The organism is Pseudomonas sp. PA-4-8C, assembly GCF_021606625.1.
Lineage (GTDB): Bacteria > Pseudomonadota > Gammaproteobacteria > Pseudomonadales > Pseudomonadaceae > Aquipseudomonas > Aquipseudomonas lactis.
Window position 1 is genome coordinate 78,705 of sequence record NZ_WKCD01000003.1, and the last position, 16,859, is coordinate 95,563.

The following is a 16,859-nucleotide window of genomic DNA, read 5'->3' on the forward strand; positions in this document are numbered from 1 at the left end:
ACGTCGTGATCACGCCAAGGGCATACGCCTGAGCGTCAAACCCTTATTCCAAAAACGACAGTTACCATTCCATATCGGTATTAAATCAATATATTTCAAGCTGTTAGGCTTCCCGGTTCGCAATCGCAGGCTCACGCGATTGGCTGCCTTCTCAACGGAGCTTCAATGAATCTGCCCCTGATTCTCAATTTATTGGTGTTCGTGGCCCTGTTGTTGGGCCTGGCACAAACCCGCCGTACCAACTGGAGCCTGGCCAAGAAGGTGCTGTTCGCCCTGGTGCTGGGCGTGCTGTTCGGCGCGGCGTTGCACACGATCTATGGCGACGGCAACCCGGTGCTCAAAGCCTCCATCGGCTGGTTTGACCTGGTCGGCAACGGCTATGTGCAACTGCTGCAAATGATCGTGATCCCGCTGGTGTTCGCCTCGATCCTCAGTGCCGTGGCGCGCCTGCATAACGCCTCGTCCCTGGGCAAGATCAGCTTCCTGACCATCGGCACGCTGCTGTTCACCACGGCCATCGCGGCGCTGATCGGCATCGGCCTGACCAACCTGTTCGGCCTCACCGCCGAAGGGCTGGTGGCCGGCACCCAGGAAATGGCGCGCCTGCAAGTGATCCAGAGTGATTACGCAGGCAAGGTCGCCGACCTGAATATCCCGCAGTTGCTGCTGTCGTTCGTACCGGCCAACCCGTTCGCCGACCTGGCCCGGGCCAAGCCGACGTCGATCATCAGCGTGGTGATTTTCGCCGCGTTCCTTGGGGTTGCCGCGCTGCAACTGCTCAAGGACGACGTGGAAAAAGGCCAGAAAGTCCTTAACGCCATCGACACCCTGCAAGCCTGGGTGATGCGCCTGGTGCGCTTGGTAATGAAGCTGACCCCTTATGGTGTGCTGGCGCTGATGACCAAGGTGGTCGCCGGTTCCAACCTGCAAGACATCATCAAGCTCGGCAGTTTCGTCGTGGTGTCGTACCTGGCCCTGGGCCTGATGTTCGTGGTGCACGGCCTGCTGCTGTCCCTGGCCGGGATCAACCCGCTGCGCTTCTTCCGCAAGGTGTGGCCGGTGCTGACCTTCGCCTTCACCAGCCGCTCCAGCGCTGCGAGTATTCCGCTGAGCATTGAAGCGCAGACCCGTCGCCTGGGCATTCCGCAATCCATCGCCGGTTTCGCCGCCTCGTTTGGCGCGACCATCGGCCAGAACGGTTGCGCCGGTCTTTACCCTGCCATGTTGGCGGTGATGGTCGCGCCGACCGTGGGCATCAACCCGCTGGACCCGCTGTGGATCGCGACCCTGGTGGCGATTGTGACCTTGAGTTCGGCGGGCGTTGCCGGCGTCGGCGGCGGTGCGACCTTTGCCGCGCTGATCGTGCTGCCGGCCATGGGCTTGCCGGTGTCACTGGTGGCGCTGTTGATTTCCGTGGAGCCGCTGATCGACATGGGCCGTACGGCGTTGAACGTGAATGGTTCGATGACGGCCGGGGCGATTACCAGCCAGATCATGGGGCAGACGGATAAAGCGCTGTTGAATGCCGATGAGCATGCCGAGTTAGCGCAGGTCTGATAGACCGCCATCGCAGGCAAGCCAGCTCCCACATTTGAATGTATCCACACATCAAACTGTGGGAGCTGGCTTGCCTGCGATGCTTTTAGGCTTTTTCCCACACCTCGAAGTTATAGGCCGGCTTATCACCTTCAGCCGGATTCTCGACATTCGACACCAGCTTCCACTGGTTCCTATCAAACTCTGGAAACCACGCATCCCCTTCCGGGCTCAGCGCCACGCGGGTCAGGTACAAGCGATCGGCCTGTTCCAGCCCCTGCGCATACAACTGCGCGCCGCCGATCAGCATCAGCTCGTCCACGCCTTGCGCCTTGGCCCACTCCTCAGCCCGCTCTACCGCCGCGTCCAGTGAAGGAAAAACTTGCGCACCTTCCAGCACAAGATCGGTCTGACGGCTGACCACCAGGTTCAAGCGCCCCGGCAGCGGTCGGCCCAGGGAATCCCAGGTCTTGCGCCCCATGATGATCGGCTTGCCGAGCGTGGTGGCCTTGAAATATTTGAAATCCCCCGGCAAATGCCAGGGCATGCTGTTGTCGACGCCGATCACACGGTTTTCACCGAGGGCTGCGATCAGGCTTAAAGGGAGAGTTTTTTTCATGGCGACGAGAATACCAGAGCGGCGAGCCAGCGGTTATGCTCCAACCTCATCAACACGACAGGACGGCGCGTGACTGCACTGAACCCGCTGCACAGACTTTGGCTGACAGAAACCGTGCGCTTGCGCGAAGAACACGCCGGCCCCCTGGAAGACCTGGAAGCCAACCGCCTGGCCCGCACCGCCGGGGGCGACCTGGCCACGCGCATCCAGCAGCGTGCGCTGCACCTGGCCGAGCGCGATGGTTTGGCCGCCGCGCTCAGCCGCTGGCTGCAAGGCGCACGCCTGGCGCTGGTGTTACTGGCGGTGGTCGCCGTCATCAGCGGCGCCGGTTTGGCGTTCGCGGCGCTGGGCAATGGCTTGGCCCCGGTGAATGTGTTCTGGGCCTTGGGTAGCCTGCTCGGCCTGAACCTGATCTTGCTGATCAGTTGGGCCCTGGGCCTGCTGTTTGCCGGTGAACACAGCGCCAGCCTTGGCCGGCTGTGGTTGTGGCTCAGCGAGAAACTGGCGCGTGACGCCAAGGCCGCGCAACTGGCCCCGGCGCTGTTGCTGTTGCTGCAACGGCAAAAACTCAATCGCTGGGCGGTGGGTGTGCTGGTCAACAGCTTGTGGTTGCTGGCCTTGCTCAGCGCCCTGGTGATCCTGCTGACCCTGCTCGCCACCCGCCGCTACGGGTTTGTGTGGGAAACCACCATTCTCGGCGCCGATACCTTTGTCGCCGTGACCCAGGCCCTCGGCACACTCCCGGCTCTGCTGGGTTTCAATGTGCCCACCGTGGAGATGATCCGCGCCAGCGGCGACTCCGCGCTGAATATCGAAAGCGCCCGCCAAGCCTGGGCCGCCTGGCTGGTGGGCGTGTTGCTGGTCTACGGCCTGTTGCCGCGGTTGATCCTCGCCCTGCTGTGCCTGTGGCGATGGAAACGCGGGCGCGCAGCGTTGCGCCTGGACCTCAACCTGCCCGGCTACGCCCAACTGCGCGAACGCCTGATGCCCAGCAGCGAGCGCCTGGGGGTCAACGATGTGGCGCCCGATCACCTGCACCCGATCAGCGGCGGCGCAAGTGAGCTGGAGAGTGATGGCGCCTTGCTAGTCGCCATCGAACTCGACGACCAACACCCGTGGCCCCCCAAACTGCCTGCCAACGTCAAGAACGCCGGCATCCTCGACAGCCGCGAATCACGCAACAAACTGCTGGAGCAACTCAGCCGTTTCCCACCCGCGCGCCTGGCCATCGCCTGTGACCCGCGCCGCTCGCCCGACCGTGGCAGCCTGGCGCTGATCGCCGAGCTGGCACGCAGCGCCAGCGACACCCGCGTATGGCTGCTGCAGGCACCACCGGGCCAGGCGCTGGACGCCGAGCGCCTGGGCGACTGGCATGCCGCGCTGCAACAGCTTGAGCTGTCGTTTGCCGATTGCGCGCCGTTAAGCTGGCTGGAGACCGGTCATGACTAAACCGCTGAAACTCGCCGTGGTCGGCCACACCAACGTGGGCAAGACCTCACTGCTGCGCACCCTCACCCGCGATGTCGGCTTTGGCGAAGTGTCCCATCGCCCCAGTACCACGCGGCACGTGGAAGGTGCGCGCCTATCGGTAGATGGCGAAGCCTTGCTGGAGCTGTACGACACGCCCGGCCTGGAAGACGCCATCGCCCTGCTCGATTACCTGGAACGCCTCGACCGCCCCGGTGAACGCCTGGATGGCCCTGCGCGGCTGGCGCGTTTCCTGGAAGGCAGCGAGGCACGCCAGCGTTTCGAACAGGAAGCCAAGGTGCTGCGCCAATTGCTGGCCTCGGATGCTGGCCTGTACGTGATCGATGCCCGCGAGCCGGTGCTGGCCAAGTACCGCGACGAGCTGCAAGTGCTGGCCAGTTGCGGCAAGCCGTTGTTGCCAGTGCTCAACTTTGTCAGCAGCAGCGACCACCGCGAACCAGACTGGCGCGAAGCCTTGGCCCGCCTCGGCCTGCATGCGCTGGTGCGTTTCGACAGCGTGGCACCGCCCGAAGACGGCGAACGTCGGCTGTATGAAAGCCTGGCCCTGCTGCTGGAAAACGCCCGCCCCCAGCTGGAACGCCTGATCCTCGATCAAGAAGCCCAGCGCCAGGCTCGCCAGCAAAGCGCGGCACGGCTGATCGCCGAGTTGCTGATCGACTGCGCCGCCTGCCGCCGCAGCGTCACCACCGAGGATGAGCCCCAGGCCATCAGTGATTTACGCAAGGCCGTGCGCCAGCGCGAACAAAAGTGCGTCGAAGCCCTGCTCAAACTGTTCGGCTTCCGCCCACAGGATGCCGCCGCCAGCGACTTACCGTTGCTGGACGGGCGCTGGGGCGACGACCTGTTCAACCCCGAAACTCTCAAGCAACTGGGCGTGCGCGTGGGTGGCGGGATCGCCGCCGGTGCGGCCGCCGGTGCGGGCGTGGATCTGCTGGTCGGTGGCCTGACACTGGGCGCTGCTGCCCTGGCCGGCGCGATTGCCGGCGGTGCGCTGCAAACCGCACGCAGCTATGGCAGCCGCCTGATGGGCAAGATCAAGGGTCAACGCGAACTCACCGTCGATGACAGCGTGCTGCGCCTGCTCGCCCTGCGCCAACGCCAACTGCTCAAGGCCCTGAACCTGCGCGGGCATGCGGCGATGCACAGCATCAAGGTCGATACGCCCCAGGACAAAACCTGGCGCGAAGGCAAGCTGCCGGACGCCTTGCACAAGGCCCGCGCCTATCCGCAATGGTCGTCCCTCAACCCCCACGCCAAACTGAGCCAGGCCGAGCGTCAGGAGCAGGTCGAGGCATTGTCGGTGCAACTGAATGAACCGGGGCTCATGCCTTGAATGCTCAGTAAGCAGCGTCAAACGGTGTGGTCTTTTGCTTACTGATCAATGTGCCTGAATATCCACAACCTTGGCATCGAAGGGCTCAGGTGTGTGCCAATTGAACTTCAAATAAAGCTCAGCCAATTGCTGGACCAAGTGCTTATCAACTTCATCAATGACGCCATCGCAGTTGATGTCGGCGTGAATGTTCCACTCAAGTTCACCGTTGTTATCAAAATCATAGGCGGCGCTCCAAGACACCTGAGCGTCCGAACTCAGCAGCCCTGGGCCTTTGTGTAAGTGCAGGCGCACGGTGTCGGGGGTGCCGTCTTTATAGAAGTCTTCGGAAAAGATCTTCATGTAAAGCCGGCTACTGGCGCCGCGATTCACCCAGTTGATCTTCAAATAGGCATTGGCAAATTGATCCAGCAACGCTTGATCAAGACTGCTTTCCTGACCGTCATTGGTAACGTCTCCCCTGCTGTAATCGACCTTTGCGTCTGAGGTGAAGTCATAGGCTACGGCCTCATTGAGCAACTCGTCCTGATTGCAGGGCGTACCTTGGTAGAACTGAAGACGCACCGTATTCGCCCGGCCATCTCCCGTTTGATCCTGTGCAACTACCTTCAAATAGCGCATCTGCGTTGCTCCCTTGGCTAAGAAGCAAGCACCTTAGTGCGGGGGCTATCGAGGCTCCAGGCGGCGTATCTGCGATGTGTGTAAGGCCCGTCTACGCGGCCAGTAGTCGGGCGGCCATGGCTTTGAGCAGTTGCAGATCCAACACCGGCACCTGCGTTTGCTTGGCCTGCTCGTCCCAGTGGCGCATACGCAAACTCACGGCATATAGCGAGTCCTGTTCAAAAGCCCTGGCCTCTTCGGCGCTCATCACGCCGCCCTGATAACCCAGGGTGCGACGGCTGGCTTGGCTCAAGCGGGCGAAATAGTCCGGTTGGCTGAAGGTCAGGTAACGCTTGGCCTGCACGTGGTATTCCACCAATTTGGCCAAGCGTTCGCTGAAGCCTGCGCGGCGCAGGTAATCGGCGCCCAGCCGCTCGTGGCTGACCACACCATAACCGCCCATGTTCGCGCAGCCCTGGCCGCAGAGGTGGCCGATGTCGTGGAAGAACGCCGCCAGCACCACCTCGTCGTCAAACCCTTCGGCCATGGCCAATTGGGCGGCCTGGGACATGTGCTCGATTTGCGACACCGGCTCGCCGATGTAGTCAGCCGTGCCGTGCTGCTCGTACAAGCCAAACACCTGGGCAATCGCCTGTTCCGGGCTCATCGCGTCGTGCCCCACAGTGTGCTGATATTACGCTCGGCCATCGCCGGCCCCACGCTCATCCCTACGCCGGTGTGCATCAAGGCAGCGCTGACGCCGGGTGCCGCCTGCACAAACGAAAACGGCCCAGGCCCGCGCGAACCGTAGACACCCTGCCAACGCTCGACCACCTGGACCTTGCAACCCAGGGTCTGCTGCGCCAGTTCGATCAGCCAGTCATCCACCTGCTCGGCGTTGAAGGGCGACGGATCGCTGTCGTAATGGTGGGAGTCACCGATGATCAACTCACCATGGGGCGTAGGGCTGATCAACAGGTGAATGCCGTGCTCGTGCAGGTACGGCGTTTCCCGCAGGATCTGCGCCTGCACCGCGGCCGCTTCCGGCAGGTCGGCAAAGGCGCCGTAGTGCACGCAGCTTAAGCCGGTGAGCAAGGCATGTTGCAGGTTCAGGTTGAGCGCTGGCCGGGCGCGCAGCATTTGCAGGCGACAGGTTTGCGGGTTGAGCCCGGCGATAGCGTCGGCCAGCAGGGTCTGATAATCGTGGCCGGAGCAAACGATGATCTGCTCGCCGCGAAAGCGGCCTGCCGTGCTGTGCAACTGGCCCGGTTCAACCTCGCGCACCAGGGTGGAGAAGTGAAACTCCACGTTCAGCGCCTGGCTCAGGTAATGGATCAGCGCCGGGATGGCCTCGCGGGAATACAGTTGCTGATCGTCCTTGCCATGCAGTGCGGCGCGGTGATGACGGAACTGGCCAGCGTACAGGTCGTTCATGGCAGCGCCTTGCAGCAGCTCGACGTTGTAGCCGTGCTCCCGCGCTCGCTCGGCGCAGAAGGCTTCGAGCAGATGCTCTTCGGCTTCGGTGCGGGCGAACAGGTAGGAGCCATTGCGCTTGAGCGCCAGGCCCGCCGCCTGCGCCCACTGGCCCCAGATTTCGCGGCTTTCCCGCGCCAGGTCCAGCATTGGCCCTGGTGGTTGACCGGTGACCAGTGCCTGGCCGAAGTTGCGTACAGAGGCGCCCAATGGCGTGGCGCTGCGCTCGAACACCTTGACCTTGAGGCCGCGCCTGGCGGCGGCATAGGCGTGGGAGAGGCCGAGGATGCCGGCGCCGACGACTAACAGATCACTACTCATACTGTCCTCTGGTTCCCGCGCTCCGCGTGGGAATTCATCCGGTGACGCTCCGCGTCACGACCTTTAAAAGCGGACGCGGAGCGTCCAGAGCGGCGTTACCACGCGGAGCGTGGGAACGATCGGTTACTGTTTTTCCGACTTGCCGTCATAACGCTTACGCCATTCGGCCAAGATGCTGTCACGGTTTTTGGAAGCCCAGACAAAGTCGTTCTTGATCAATCGTTGCTCATAGTCGGCCGGCAATTCGGTCTGTGGCTTGGCGATTCCCGGTTGGGCGAGCACGGCGAAGTTGTCCTTGTACAGATCCATCGCCGCGGTGCTGGCGGAGAAGTCAGCGAGTTTTTTCGCTGCGTCAGCGTGGGCAGTGCCTTTGATCACGGCGGTGGCTTCGATGTCCCAGCCCAGGCCTTCTTTGGGTAGGATGATGTCCAGCGGCGCGCCCTGGCGTTTGAGTTGAACCGCCGGGTATTCGAAGGAAATGCCAATCGGGAACTCACCGGAGGCCGCCAGCTTGCACGGCTTGGAGCCGGAGTGAACGTACTGGCCGATGTTCTGATGCAGGTCGTCCATGTACTGCCAGCCTTGCTTCTCGCCGAAGGTCTGGAGCCAGGCGCTGACATCCAGGAAGCCGGTGCCTGAAGACGCCGGGTTAGGCATCACGATCTTGCCCTTATATTCGGGCTTGGTCAGGTCCTGCCAGCTTATTGGTTTGGTGAGGCCCTGTTTCTCGGCTTCGACAGTGTTGAAGCAGATGGTGGCAGCCCACACGTCCATGCCGACCCAGGCCGGAGGATTGGCGGCGTCGCGGTAGTTTTTGCCGATCTTGTCCAAGTCCTTGGGCGCGTAGTTTTCCAGCATGCCTTGCTGATCGAGGATCGCCAGGCTGGAGGCGGCCAGGCCCCACACCACGTCAGCCTGGGGGCGGTCTTTCTCGGCCAGCAGTTTGGCGGTGATGATGCCGGTGGAGTCGCGCACCCACTTGATCTCGACGTCGGGGTTGGCCTGTTCGAAAGCTTTTTTGTAGGTCTTCAATTGCTCGGCTTCAAGGGCCGTGTACACCGTCAACTCGGTCTTGGCGAAAGCATTCAGGCTGAATGCCGTGAGGACTGCAGCGACCAGCGCCAGGGGCTTGAACATGGAGCACCTCCTTCAGGGATGTTTTATTGGCCGGGTGCGCGCTGGCGCCAGGCTTGGGAGCGGCGCAGCGCGCCACGTGAGGCCCACGCCAGCAGCAGCGAGACGCTGGCCGAGGTGAACAGGATCAGGGTCGACATGGCCGCCGCGCCGCCTACATTGCCGGCGTCGTCCATGTTCAGCACGGCGACGGCGGCGAGGATGGTGTCGGGGCTGTAGAGGAAGATCGCGGCAGACACGGTGGTCATCGCCGACACAAACAGGTAGCGCAGGATGTCCAGCAGCGCCGGCAGGCAGATCGGCACCGTGACGCGCAGGTAGTGGCGATACAACGGCGCCTTGAGGGACAGCGCGGCGGCTTCGAACTCGGCGTCCAACTGGCGCAAGGCGGTGGTCGCGGTCATCTGCGCGGTGGTCAGGTAGTGGGCAATGGTGCACACCACCAGCAACGCCATGCTGCCGTACAACACATGCAGCGGGTTGCCGTTGAGGTTGAAGAAGAACACGTAGCCCAGCCCCAGGACCAGGCCCGGCACGGCCATCGGTACGAAGCTGAGCATGCGCAACGCCAGGTTCAGGTGTTTCTGGCCCTTGGTCTTTTCCATCAGGTAGGCACCGGTAAAAATCAGCACGCTGCCGATCAACGCCGTGCACAGCGCCATGGTGAGGCTGTTGCGATAGGCCAGCCAGCCGCCGCCGGCGGTGTCTTCGAATTGGTAGTGGTTGAGCGACAGCGACAGGTTGTACGGCCAGAATTTCACCAGCGAGGAGTACACCGCCATGCCGAACACCAGCAGCAACGCCGCGCAAATCAGCAGCACGATGGCCAGGTAGCACCCGTCGCGCAGCCGCGATGGCGCTGGCTGGAACACCTGGGCGCGGCCGCTCATCGCGTCGCCATGCCGACGGCGCAACCAGGCATCCACGCCAAAGCTGAACAGCGCCGGCAGCAGCAACACCATGCCGATCAACGCGCCGCGACCGAACTGTTGCTGGCCCACCACGGCCTTGTAGGCCTCCAGCGCCAGCACCTGGTAATCGCCGCCCACCACCACCGGTACCCCGAAGTCGGTAATGGTCAGGGTGAACACCAGGCAGAATGCGGCGAACACCGCCTGGCGCGTGGCCGGCCAGGTAATGCTGCGAAACGCCCGGGCCGGGCTGGCGCCCATGCTAGAAGCGGCGTCGAACAAACGCGCATCCGCCAGGGACAACGCCGACAGCAAAATCATCAAGGCATGGGGAAAGGTGTAGATCACCTCACCGAGCACAATGCCCCAGAAACCGTAGATATTCTCCGAGAACAAACCCCGCAGCAGGCCCTGGTTGCCGAACAGATAAACCAGGGCAATGCCCGGCAGCATCGACGGCGCCATCAATGGCAGCAAGGACAGGCCGCGCCAGATGGACTTGCCGGGGATCAGCGTGCGTTGCAGGGCATAGGCAAACAAGTAGGCCAGCGGCACGACGATGGCCGCCACACTGAGGGACACTTTCAGGCTATTGCCCAGCAACCAGTGGAAGTTGGCGCTGCTCAGCAGTTCGCGCGCGGCCACCAGGCCACCGCCCTGCCCGGCTTCGCCGCTGAAGCCGCGCCAGAAGATCGCCAACAGCGGCAACAGCACCGCCACCACCAACAGGCCCAGCCAGAGCCATTTGCCGCCGACCACAAAGAGGCGGTCGCCCCACTCGGCGCGGGACACCTGACGCGGTACCGGCAATGTCATCACAGCCCCCATCTCAGGCAAACACCTGCAGGCTGCGCGGCGGCAACGCCACCCAGATGTCCTGGGCGCCCAGGCGCGGCATGGCTTCCGGCGCCAGTTCAGCCAGCAACGGATGGCCCGGCAATTGTTCCAGCTCAAAGCTCATGCGGCAGCGGTTGCCGAGGAAGGTAATCTCGCGAACCTTGGCCGGGAACAGGTTTTCTTCATGCACCGGCGGGTTGACGCAAATGGCTTCCGGGCGGCAGAACAAGCGGCCGGACTGGGCGACACCCGCGTCCTCAGCCAGGCGCATGTTCAACCCTCCCACCTGGGCATGGCTGGCGCTGTTACGGCTGAACGGCAACCAGTTGCCCTGGCCGACAAACTCCGCCACGAACGGCGTGGCCGGGCGGTCGTAGATTTCCTGGGGCGTGGCGTACTGCTCGACCTTGCCGTTGTTCATCACGGCAATGCGGTCGGCCATCAACATGGCTTCGTCCTGGTTGTGGGTCACCATCAAGGTGGTGATGCCCAGGCGCCGCTGCAGTTGGCGCAGTTCAGTGCACAGGTGCTCGCGCACCCGGGCATCGAGGGCCGACATCGGCTCATCCAACAGCAATAACGACGGCGCCGGCGCCAGTGCGCGGGCCAGGGCGACGCGCTGTTGCTGGCCGCCAGAGAGTTGGCCGGGGTACTTCTTTTCGCTGCCCACCAGGCCGACCAGTTCGAGCATCTGCGCGACACGCTTGCGCACTTCATCGCGGCCGCTGCCGGTGAGGCCATAGCCGATGTTCGCTTCAACGCTGAGGTTGGGAAACAACGCGTAGGACTGAAACAGGATGCCGTAGTCCCGCGCCTGGGGTGGCAGCAGGGACACGTCGCGCTCGCCCAGGTAAAGCTCACCGCTGTCCTGGCGCTCCAGGCCGGCGATGCAGCGCAGCAGTGTGGTCTTGCCGCAACCGGAAGGGCCCAGCAGGCACACCAGCTCGCCGGCGGCGACGTCCAGGGAGACGTTGTCCAGCGCGGTGAATGCGCCAAAGCGTTTCTGGATTGCGCGCACTTTCATCGGTGCGCCGGGTTGGGTCAGGGCTGTGTGCATGGTGGCACCTCATCGAACGGATGAAGGCCATGCTAGGGAGGCAATGCGTAGCTGGTGTGGCAGAAAGGCAAAAGGAGGTGATAGTGGTATTGGTGGATTTGTGTAGGACTCATGATCGTTCCCACGCTCTGCGTGGGAATGTCTCTAGTGACGCTCCGCGTCACGGACGCGGAGCGTCCTGGGCGGCGTTCCCACGCGGAGCGTGGGAACGATCAGAGGGGTGACATTTCCTGGGCCAGGCCAAGGAAAGCCGCCGGCAGGCGCGCACCTTTGCGCTCCTTGAGGCAATACAGGTACTCCGGAATCTGCGGCGCATTCTCGATGGTCAGCACCCGCAACTGCGGGTCATGGGGCACTTCCTGGCGGGCAATGATGCTGATGCCGATATTGCGCAGTACCGCCTCGCGAATCGACTCACGGCTGCCAATCTCCAGCAACGGCCCGTACCCCACGCCGGCGTTCTTCAACATCTCTTCCGTCAGCCGGCGGGTGGTGGAGCCCGCTTCACGCATCAGCAAGGTGTGCCCGATAAGCGCGCTCAACGGTACATGATCAAGCTTGGCCAACGGGTGATTGCGGTGCACCGCCAGCACCAGCGGGTCGGTGCCCAGCACGCGGCGGATCAGCCGGGCGTCTTCCAGCAATTGCGATGAGGCCGCGACATCGACGCGGTAATCGTCCAGCGCTTCAAGCACCTGCTGGGAGTTGCCAATTTCCACCGACACTTCCACCTGGGGCAGGCGCTCGCGAAAGGCTTTGACCAGATCGAGGATGTAATACGGCGCCGTTGCGGCAATCCTCAGCGCGCCCTGGACCTGGCCGTTGTTGCGCAGGAAAAACTCGATATCCGCTTCCTGCTGCAACAGCGCCTTGACCATCGGCAATAGCCGCGCGCCTTCGTCGCTGACGGTGAGGCGGCGGCCGCCACGGTAGAACAACTCGACGCCGTAGTGGCTTTCCAGGTTGCGAATCTGGGTGGTCACCGTGGGCTGGCTCAAGCCGAGTTTCTTCGCCGCCAGGGTAATGCTGCCCAGGCGGGCGACCATGAAAAACGCCTTTAACTCAGCACTCAGCACACCACCCTCTCATCCGCTATTTGCGCACCAGGCGCAGGCCATTGAACACCACCAGCAGGCTCACGCCCATGTCGGCGAAGACCGCCATCCACATGGTCGCCATGCCCATGAACGTGACGGCCAGTAAGATCGCCTTGATCACCAGCGCCAGGGCGATGTTCTGCTTGAGGATACTCGACGTTTGCCGCGACAACCGAATGAAAGCCGGAATCTTGCGCAAATCATCGTCCATCAGCGCCACGTCGGCGGTCTCGATCGCCGTGTCGGTGCCCGCCGCGGCCATGGCAAAGCCGATCTCGGCACGGGCCAGGGCCGGGGCGTCGTTGATACCGTCACCGACCATGCCCACCCGATGGCCCTGGCCGTAGAGGGTTTCGATGGCTTGCAGTTTGTCGGTGGGCAACAGGTCGCCCTGGGCCTGGTCGATGCCGACCTGGGCCGCAATGGCCTGGGCGGTGTGGGTGTTGTCGCCGGTGAGCATCAGGGTCTTGATGCCCAGGTCGTGTAATTGCTGGATGGCTTCGCGGCTGCTCTCCTTGACCGTGTCGGCCACGGCAAACAGCGCCAGCGGGCCGGACTTGTCCAGCAGCAACACCACGGACTTGCCTTGCTTTTCCAGGGCGAAGAGTTTCTCTTCCAGGGCCTCGGAACACAGGCCGAGGTCTTCCACCAGGCGGTGGTTACCCAGGTGATAGGTCTGGCCGTTGATATCACCCCGCACACCACGCCCGGCCAAGGCTTCGAAGTTATCCACAGCGTGAGTCGACAGGTTTTTATCCACAGCCGCGTTGGCAATCGCCAGGGACACCGGGTGGTCAGAACGCGATGCCAAACTCGCGGCCAGGGCCGGCGCGCTGTCTTCGATATTCGGGAACAGCGGCAGGTAATCGGTTTGCACCGGTTTGCCATGGGTGATGGTGCCGGTCTTGTCGAGGGCCAGGTAGTCAAGCTTGTAGCCGCCCTCCAGGTACACGCCGCCTTTGATCAGGATGCCTTTGCGCGCCGCAGCTGCCAGGCCGCTGACAATGGTCACCGGGGTGGAGATCACCAAGGCACACGGGCAGGCCACCACCAGCAGCACGAGGGCGCGGTAGATCCAGTCAAACCACACACCCGCCATGAACAGCGGCGGAATCACCGCCACACCGAGGGCAAACAGGAAGACGGCCGGGGTGTAGACCTTGGAGAAACTGTCGACAAAGCGCTGGGTCGGTGCGCGTGCGCCTTGAGCCTGTTCCACCGCGTGGATGATCCGCGCCAGCGTGGAGTTGTTCGCCGCTGCGGTGACCTTGTACTCCAGGGAGCCGGCCTGGTTGATGGTGCCGGCAAAGACTTTATCACCCACGGTTTTCTCAATCGGCAGGCTTTCCCCGGTGATCGGCGCCTGGTCGATGGTGGACTGGCCGGCCGTGACCTCACCGTCGAGGCCGATGCGCTCACCGGGTCTTACTCGGACAATCGCGCCAAGATCGATGCTTTTGACCTCTTTTTCCAGCCAGGAACCGTCGGCCTGGCGCACCGTGGCCTGTTCCGGGGTCATCTGCATCAGGCCGCTGATGGCGTTGCGCGCCCGGTCCAGGGACTTGGCCTCAATCAACTCGGCCACGGTGAACAGGAACATCACCATCGCCGCTTCCGGCCACTGGCCAATCAGGATCGCGCCCGTCACCGCGATGCTCATCAAGGCATTGATATTGAGGTTGAAGTTCTTCAGGGCAATCCAGCCCTTCTTGTAGGTGGTAAGGCCGCCGCTGAGGATCGACACCAACGCCACCAGCGCGATTACCCAGGTGGGCGCCACGCCGGTGAAGTGCAACACCTCGGCCCCCAGGGCACCCACGCCCGACACCGCCAACGGCCACCAATGTTTCTTGGCGGGCGGCGCGGCGGCGGGGCTGCCTTCTTCGATAGGGTCGGCCTGCATGCCGATGGACTTGATTGCCTCGATGATCGGCGCCGTGTTCGGCAGGTCATGGGTGACGCCGAGGATGCGGTTGATCAGGTTGAATTCCAGTTGCTGCACGCCAGCGAGCTTGCCCAGCTTGTTCTGGATCAGCGTCTGCTCGGTAGGGCAGTCCATGGCTTCGATGCGGAAGGTGCTCAGGCGTGAGCCGGCGGTGGGCGCCTCACTCAGGGTCACGATGGCAGGCCCGGCAGCGCCGGAGCAGCAGGAGCCGGAATGGCCATGGTTATCCACAGGCGTGAGTTTGGCGGGCCCATGGTCATGTTTATGATCATGGCCGTGATCGTGATCGTGGTCATGCGGGTGGTCATGCGGGTGGTCATGATCGTGATCATGCTTGTGGTCGTGCTTGTGCGGGGTATGAATGGAGTGGCTCATCAGGTCGCGTCCGTAAAGGTGCCTGTTGCCAAGTAAAGACCCTGTAGCCACTATAGGGTCAAGCACCCATTTGGAGATTGCTGCGATGAAGATCGGCGAACTGGCCAAACTCACCGATTGCCCGGTGGAAACCATCCGTTATTACGAGAAGGAAAACCTGCTGCCGCCCCCGGCCCGCACCGATGGCAACTACCGCGTGTACACCCAGGCACACACCGAGCGGCTGACCTTTATCCGCAACTGCCGCAGCCTGGACATGACCCTCGAAGAAATCCGCAGCCTGCTGGGGCTACGCGACAGCCCCCAGGACCAGTGCGAAAGCGTGAATGCGTTGATCGACGAGCATATCCATCATGTGAAAGCGCGGATCGACGGATTGTTGGCCTTGCAGGAACAACTGCTGGACCTGCGCCAACGTTGCGGCGGTGGGAACCAGTGCGGGATCTTGCAGCAGTTGGAGGTCAGCGGAGGGATTGCGGCCAGCGAGGCCGAGCCTTCGCATGTGGGCAGAAGCCACGGCCACTAACCCAAGTGAACACCGAACCCATGTGGGAGCTGGCTTGCCTGCGATAGCGGTGGACCAGCAACATTGATGTCGCCTGACACTCTGCCATCGCAGGCAAGCCAGCTCCCACAGTTTTTCACCGAATACGGCTTTAGATAGCCACGTCAGCCTTGATGCTCGGGTCGGCGTCGTAGCCCACGATTTCGAAGTCTTCGAACTTATAGTCGTAGATCGACTCAGGCTTACGCTTGATCACCAGTTCCGGCAGTTTTTTCGGCGTACGCGCCAACTGGGTCTGGATCTGCTCCATGTGGTTGCTGTAGGCGTGGGTGTCGCCCGTGGTGACGATGATCTCGTGAGGGATCAGGTCGCACTGCTGGGCCAGCATGTGGGTCAACAACGCCAGCGCGGCAGTGTTGTACGGCAGGCCCAGGAACACGTCGGAGCTGCGGATATACAGCTGCATCGACAGATGGCCGTCATGCACGAACGCCTGGTACAGCAAATGGCATGGCGGCAGGGCTTGCTTGCCGTTACGCGCGTTCTCCTGCGGGCTCTGGGTTTCGTCCGGCAGGTATTCGACGTTCCAGCCGTGGAACAGGATGCGACGGCTGTTGGGGTTGGTCTTGAGCGTGTGCACCATGTAGTCGATCTGGTTGATCGTGCCGCCGTCCTTGGTCGGCCAGGCGGTCCACTGCTCGCCGTACACCGGGCCCAGGTCGCCGTCTTCGGTGGCCCATTCGTCCCAGATCTTCACGCCATTTTCGTTGAGCCACTTGATGTTGGTGTTGCCGCTCAACATCCAGATCAGTTCGTTGGCGATGCTTTTGAAGTGCAGCTTCTTGGTGGTCAGCAGCGGGAAGCCGTCGGCCAGGTTATGCCGATACTGACGCGCAAACACAGCCTTGGTGCCGGTGCCCGTGCGGTCGCCCTTGGTCAGGCCATTGGTCACGACGTCCTGCAGCAGTTCGAGATATTGCTTCATGTTTTTACCCGTATCGTTGAAGCCAAGACCTCCTGGTCTCGGCATTCGAATTTAAAGCGCGGCGTTCTTCAGCGGCTGCGGGCGATTGTACGCCCACCACAGCATGCCCAGGCCCGCCAGGATCATCGGCAGGCTAAGCACCTGACCCATGGTCAGCCAGCCCCACGCCAGGTAGCCCAACTGCGCATCCGGTACCCGTACGAATTCGACGATAAAGCGGAAAATCCCGTAGAACAGCGCGAACATGCCCGACACGGCCATGGTTGGGCGTGGCTTGCGCGAGAAGATATACAGAATAAGGAACAGCGCCACACCTTCCAACGCGAACTGGTACAGCTGCGACGGGTGGCGTGGCAGTTGCGCCGGGTCGCTGAACGCCGGGAACACCATCGCCCACGGCACGTCGGTCGGCTTGCCCCACAGCTCGGCGTTGATAAAGTTACCAATGCGCCCGGCGCCCAGGCCGATCGGCACGAAGGGGGCAACGAAGTCCATCAGTTGGAAGAACGACTTGCCATTGCGCCGGCCAAACCACCAGGCGGCGATCATCACGCCGATAAACCCGCCGTGGAACGCCATGCCGCCCTTCCACACTTCGAAGATCAGGGTCGGGTTGGCGAGATACGCAGACAGATCGTAGAAC

The 16,859-nt window shown here is 62.6% G+C and carries 15 protein-coding genes; 4 read left to right on the plus strand and 11 right to left on the minus strand.

All coding sequences use genetic code 11. From position 1 onward, the window contains the following. The first annotated feature begins 165 nt into the window (after positions 1-165). Positions 166-1,557, plus strand: coding sequence for an L-cystine transporter (locus GIW04_RS01490; protein WP_003195164.1), 1,392 nt, complete (start codon positions 166-168; stop codon positions 1,555-1,557). A gap of 85 nt (positions 1,558-1,642) precedes the next feature. On the opposite strand, the gene GIW04_RS01495 is transcribed toward GIW04_RS01490, so the two are convergent. Then, positions 1,643-2,155: a dihydrofolate reductase gene (locus tag GIW04_RS01495; protein ID WP_003195166.1), complete on the minus strand. Its 513-nt coding sequence runs from the start codon at positions 2,153-2,155 to the stop codon at positions 1,643-1,645. A 69-nt stretch (positions 2,156-2,224) separates the two neighbouring features. On the opposite strand from GIW04_RS01495, the gene GIW04_RS01500 reads away from it, so the two are divergent. Both GIW04_RS01500 and GIW04_RS01505 read left to right on the plus strand, forming a co-directional pair. After that, entirely contained in the window at positions 2,225-3,604 is a 1,380-nt protein-coding gene (locus GIW04_RS01500; RefSeq protein ID WP_120247491.1) for a DUF2868 domain-containing protein, read from the plus strand. Then, positions 3,597-4,976: a DUF3482 domain-containing protein gene (locus GIW04_RS01505; RefSeq protein ID WP_047712010.1), complete on the plus strand. Its 1,380-nt coding sequence runs from the start codon at positions 3,597-3,599 to the stop codon at positions 4,974-4,976. Before GIW04_RS01500 ends, GIW04_RS01505 begins: the two co-directional genes overlap by 8 nt. Positions 4,977-5,021: 45 nt before the next feature. Here the strand turns inward: GIW04_RS01505 and GIW04_RS01510 are convergent, their stop codons facing one another. The 8 genes from GIW04_RS01510 to GIW04_RS01545 all read right to left on the minus strand — a co-directional run bounded on the left by GIW04_RS01510 (position 5,022) and on the right by GIW04_RS01545 (position 14,726). Next, a complete protein-coding gene (locus GIW04_RS01510) occupies positions 5,022-5,597 on the minus strand; it encodes a hypothetical protein (RefSeq protein ID WP_120247490.1) in 576 nt (191 codons plus the stop codon). A 91-nt stretch (positions 5,598-5,688) separates the two neighbouring features. Further along, positions 5,689-6,243 carry a phosphonate degradation HD-domain oxygenase gene (locus tag GIW04_RS01515; RefSeq protein ID WP_003195174.1) on the minus strand — a complete coding sequence of 185 codons (555 nt, stop codon included), beginning with the start codon at positions 6,241-6,243 and terminating at the stop codon, positions 5,689-5,691. Next, the gene (locus GIW04_RS01520; RefSeq protein ID WP_120247489.1) at positions 6,240-7,370 is read right to left on the minus strand and encodes a TIGR03364 family FAD-dependent oxidoreductase; all 1,131 of its coding nucleotides are present in this window, start codon (positions 7,368-7,370) and stop codon (positions 6,240-6,242) included. Before GIW04_RS01520 ends, GIW04_RS01515 begins: the two co-directional genes overlap by 4 nt. Positions 7,371-7,493: 123 nt before the next feature. After that, positions 7,494-8,507 (minus strand): putative 2-aminoethylphosphonate ABC transporter substrate-binding protein, encoded by a 1,014-nt coding sequence (locus tag GIW04_RS01525; RefSeq protein WP_003195177.1) that lies wholly within the window; start codon positions 8,505-8,507, stop codon positions 7,494-7,496. Positions 8,508-8,530: 23 nt separating this feature from the next. Next, positions 8,531-10,243 (minus strand): putative 2-aminoethylphosphonate ABC transporter permease subunit, encoded by a 1,713-nt coding sequence (locus GIW04_RS01530; RefSeq protein WP_034134001.1) that lies wholly within the window; start codon positions 10,241-10,243, stop codon positions 8,531-8,533. Between the two features lies 1 nt (position 10,244). Next, positions 10,245-11,309, minus strand: a complete 1,065-nt coding sequence (locus GIW04_RS01535) for a putative 2-aminoethylphosphonate ABC transporter ATP-binding protein (protein WP_003195180.1) — start codon at positions 11,307-11,309, stop codon at positions 10,245-10,247. A gap of 212 nt (positions 11,310-11,521) precedes the next feature. Further along, on the minus strand, positions 11,522-12,385 hold the full coding sequence (locus tag GIW04_RS01540) for a LysR family transcriptional regulator (RefSeq protein ID WP_003195181.1): 864 nt from the start codon (positions 12,383-12,385) through the stop codon (positions 11,522-11,524). Between the two features lie 16 nt (positions 12,386-12,401). Then, positions 12,402-14,726: a heavy metal translocating P-type ATPase gene (locus tag GIW04_RS01545; RefSeq protein ID WP_120247488.1), complete on the minus strand. Its 2,325-nt coding sequence runs from the start codon at positions 14,724-14,726 to the stop codon at positions 12,402-12,404. An 85-nt stretch (positions 14,727-14,811) separates the two neighbouring features. Here GIW04_RS01545 and cadR point away from each other — a divergent pair, with 85 nt between their 5' ends. Continuing rightward, the gene (gene cadR, locus GIW04_RS01550) at positions 14,812-15,252 is read left to right on the plus strand and encodes a Cd(II)/Pb(II)-responsive transcriptional regulator (RefSeq protein ID WP_003195185.1); all 441 of its coding nucleotides are present in this window, start codon (positions 14,812-14,814) and stop codon (positions 15,250-15,252) included. 130 nt (positions 15,253-15,382) lie between these two features. Here cadR and GIW04_RS01555 read toward each other — a convergent pair whose 3' ends face one another. Next, positions 15,383-16,216: a thymidylate synthase gene (locus GIW04_RS01555; RefSeq protein ID WP_003195187.1), complete on the minus strand. Its 834-nt coding sequence runs from the start codon at positions 16,214-16,216 to the stop codon at positions 15,383-15,385. 51 nt (positions 16,217-16,267) lie between these two features. Continuing rightward, the coding region (gene lgt, locus GIW04_RS01560; protein ID WP_236478923.1) for a prolipoprotein diacylglyceryl transferase at positions 16,268-16,859 on the minus strand (592 nt) is incomplete at its 5' end.

Coding starts and splice junctions, on each gene's coding strand:
- GIW04_RS01490 (WP_003195164.1), top strand. CDS start 166: ATGAATCTGCCCCTGATTCTCAATTTATTGGTGTTCGTGGCCCTGTTG.
- GIW04_RS01495 (WP_003195166.1), bottom strand. CDS start 2,155: ATGAAAAAAACTCTCCCTTTAAGCCTGATCGCAGCCCTCGGTGAAAAC.
- GIW04_RS01505 (WP_047712010.1), top strand. CDS start 3,597: ATGACTAAACCGCTGAAACTCGCCGTGGTCGGCCACACCAACGTGGGC.
- GIW04_RS01510 (WP_120247490.1), bottom strand. CDS start 5,597: ATGCGCTATTTGAAGGTAGTTGCACAGGATCAAACGGGAGATGGCCGG.
- GIW04_RS01515 (WP_003195174.1), bottom strand. CDS start 6,243: ATGAGCCCGGAACAGGCGATTGCCCAGGTGTTTGGCTTGTACGAGCAG.
- GIW04_RS01520 (WP_120247489.1), bottom strand. CDS start 7,370: ATGAGTAGTGATCTGTTAGTCGTCGGCGCCGGCATCCTCGGCCTCTCC.
- GIW04_RS01525 (WP_003195177.1), bottom strand. CDS start 8,507: ATGTTCAAGCCCCTGGCGCTGGTCGCTGCAGTCCTCACGGCATTCAGC.
- GIW04_RS01530 (WP_034134001.1), bottom strand. CDS start 10,243: ATGGGGGCTGTGATGACATTGCCGGTACCGCGTCAGGTGTCCCGCGCC.
- GIW04_RS01535 (WP_003195180.1), bottom strand. CDS start 11,309: ATGCACACAGCCCTGACCCAACCCGGCGCACCGATGAAAGTGCGCGCA.
- GIW04_RS01545 (WP_120247488.1), bottom strand. CDS start 14,726: ATGAGCCACTCCATTCATACCCCGCACAAGCACGACCACAAGCATGAT.
- cadR (WP_003195185.1), top strand. CDS start 14,812: ATGAAGATCGGCGAACTGGCCAAACTCACCGATTGCCCGGTGGAAACC.
- GIW04_RS01555 (WP_003195187.1), bottom strand. CDS start 16,216: ATGAAGCAATATCTCGAACTGCTGCAGGACGTCGTGACCAATGGCCTG.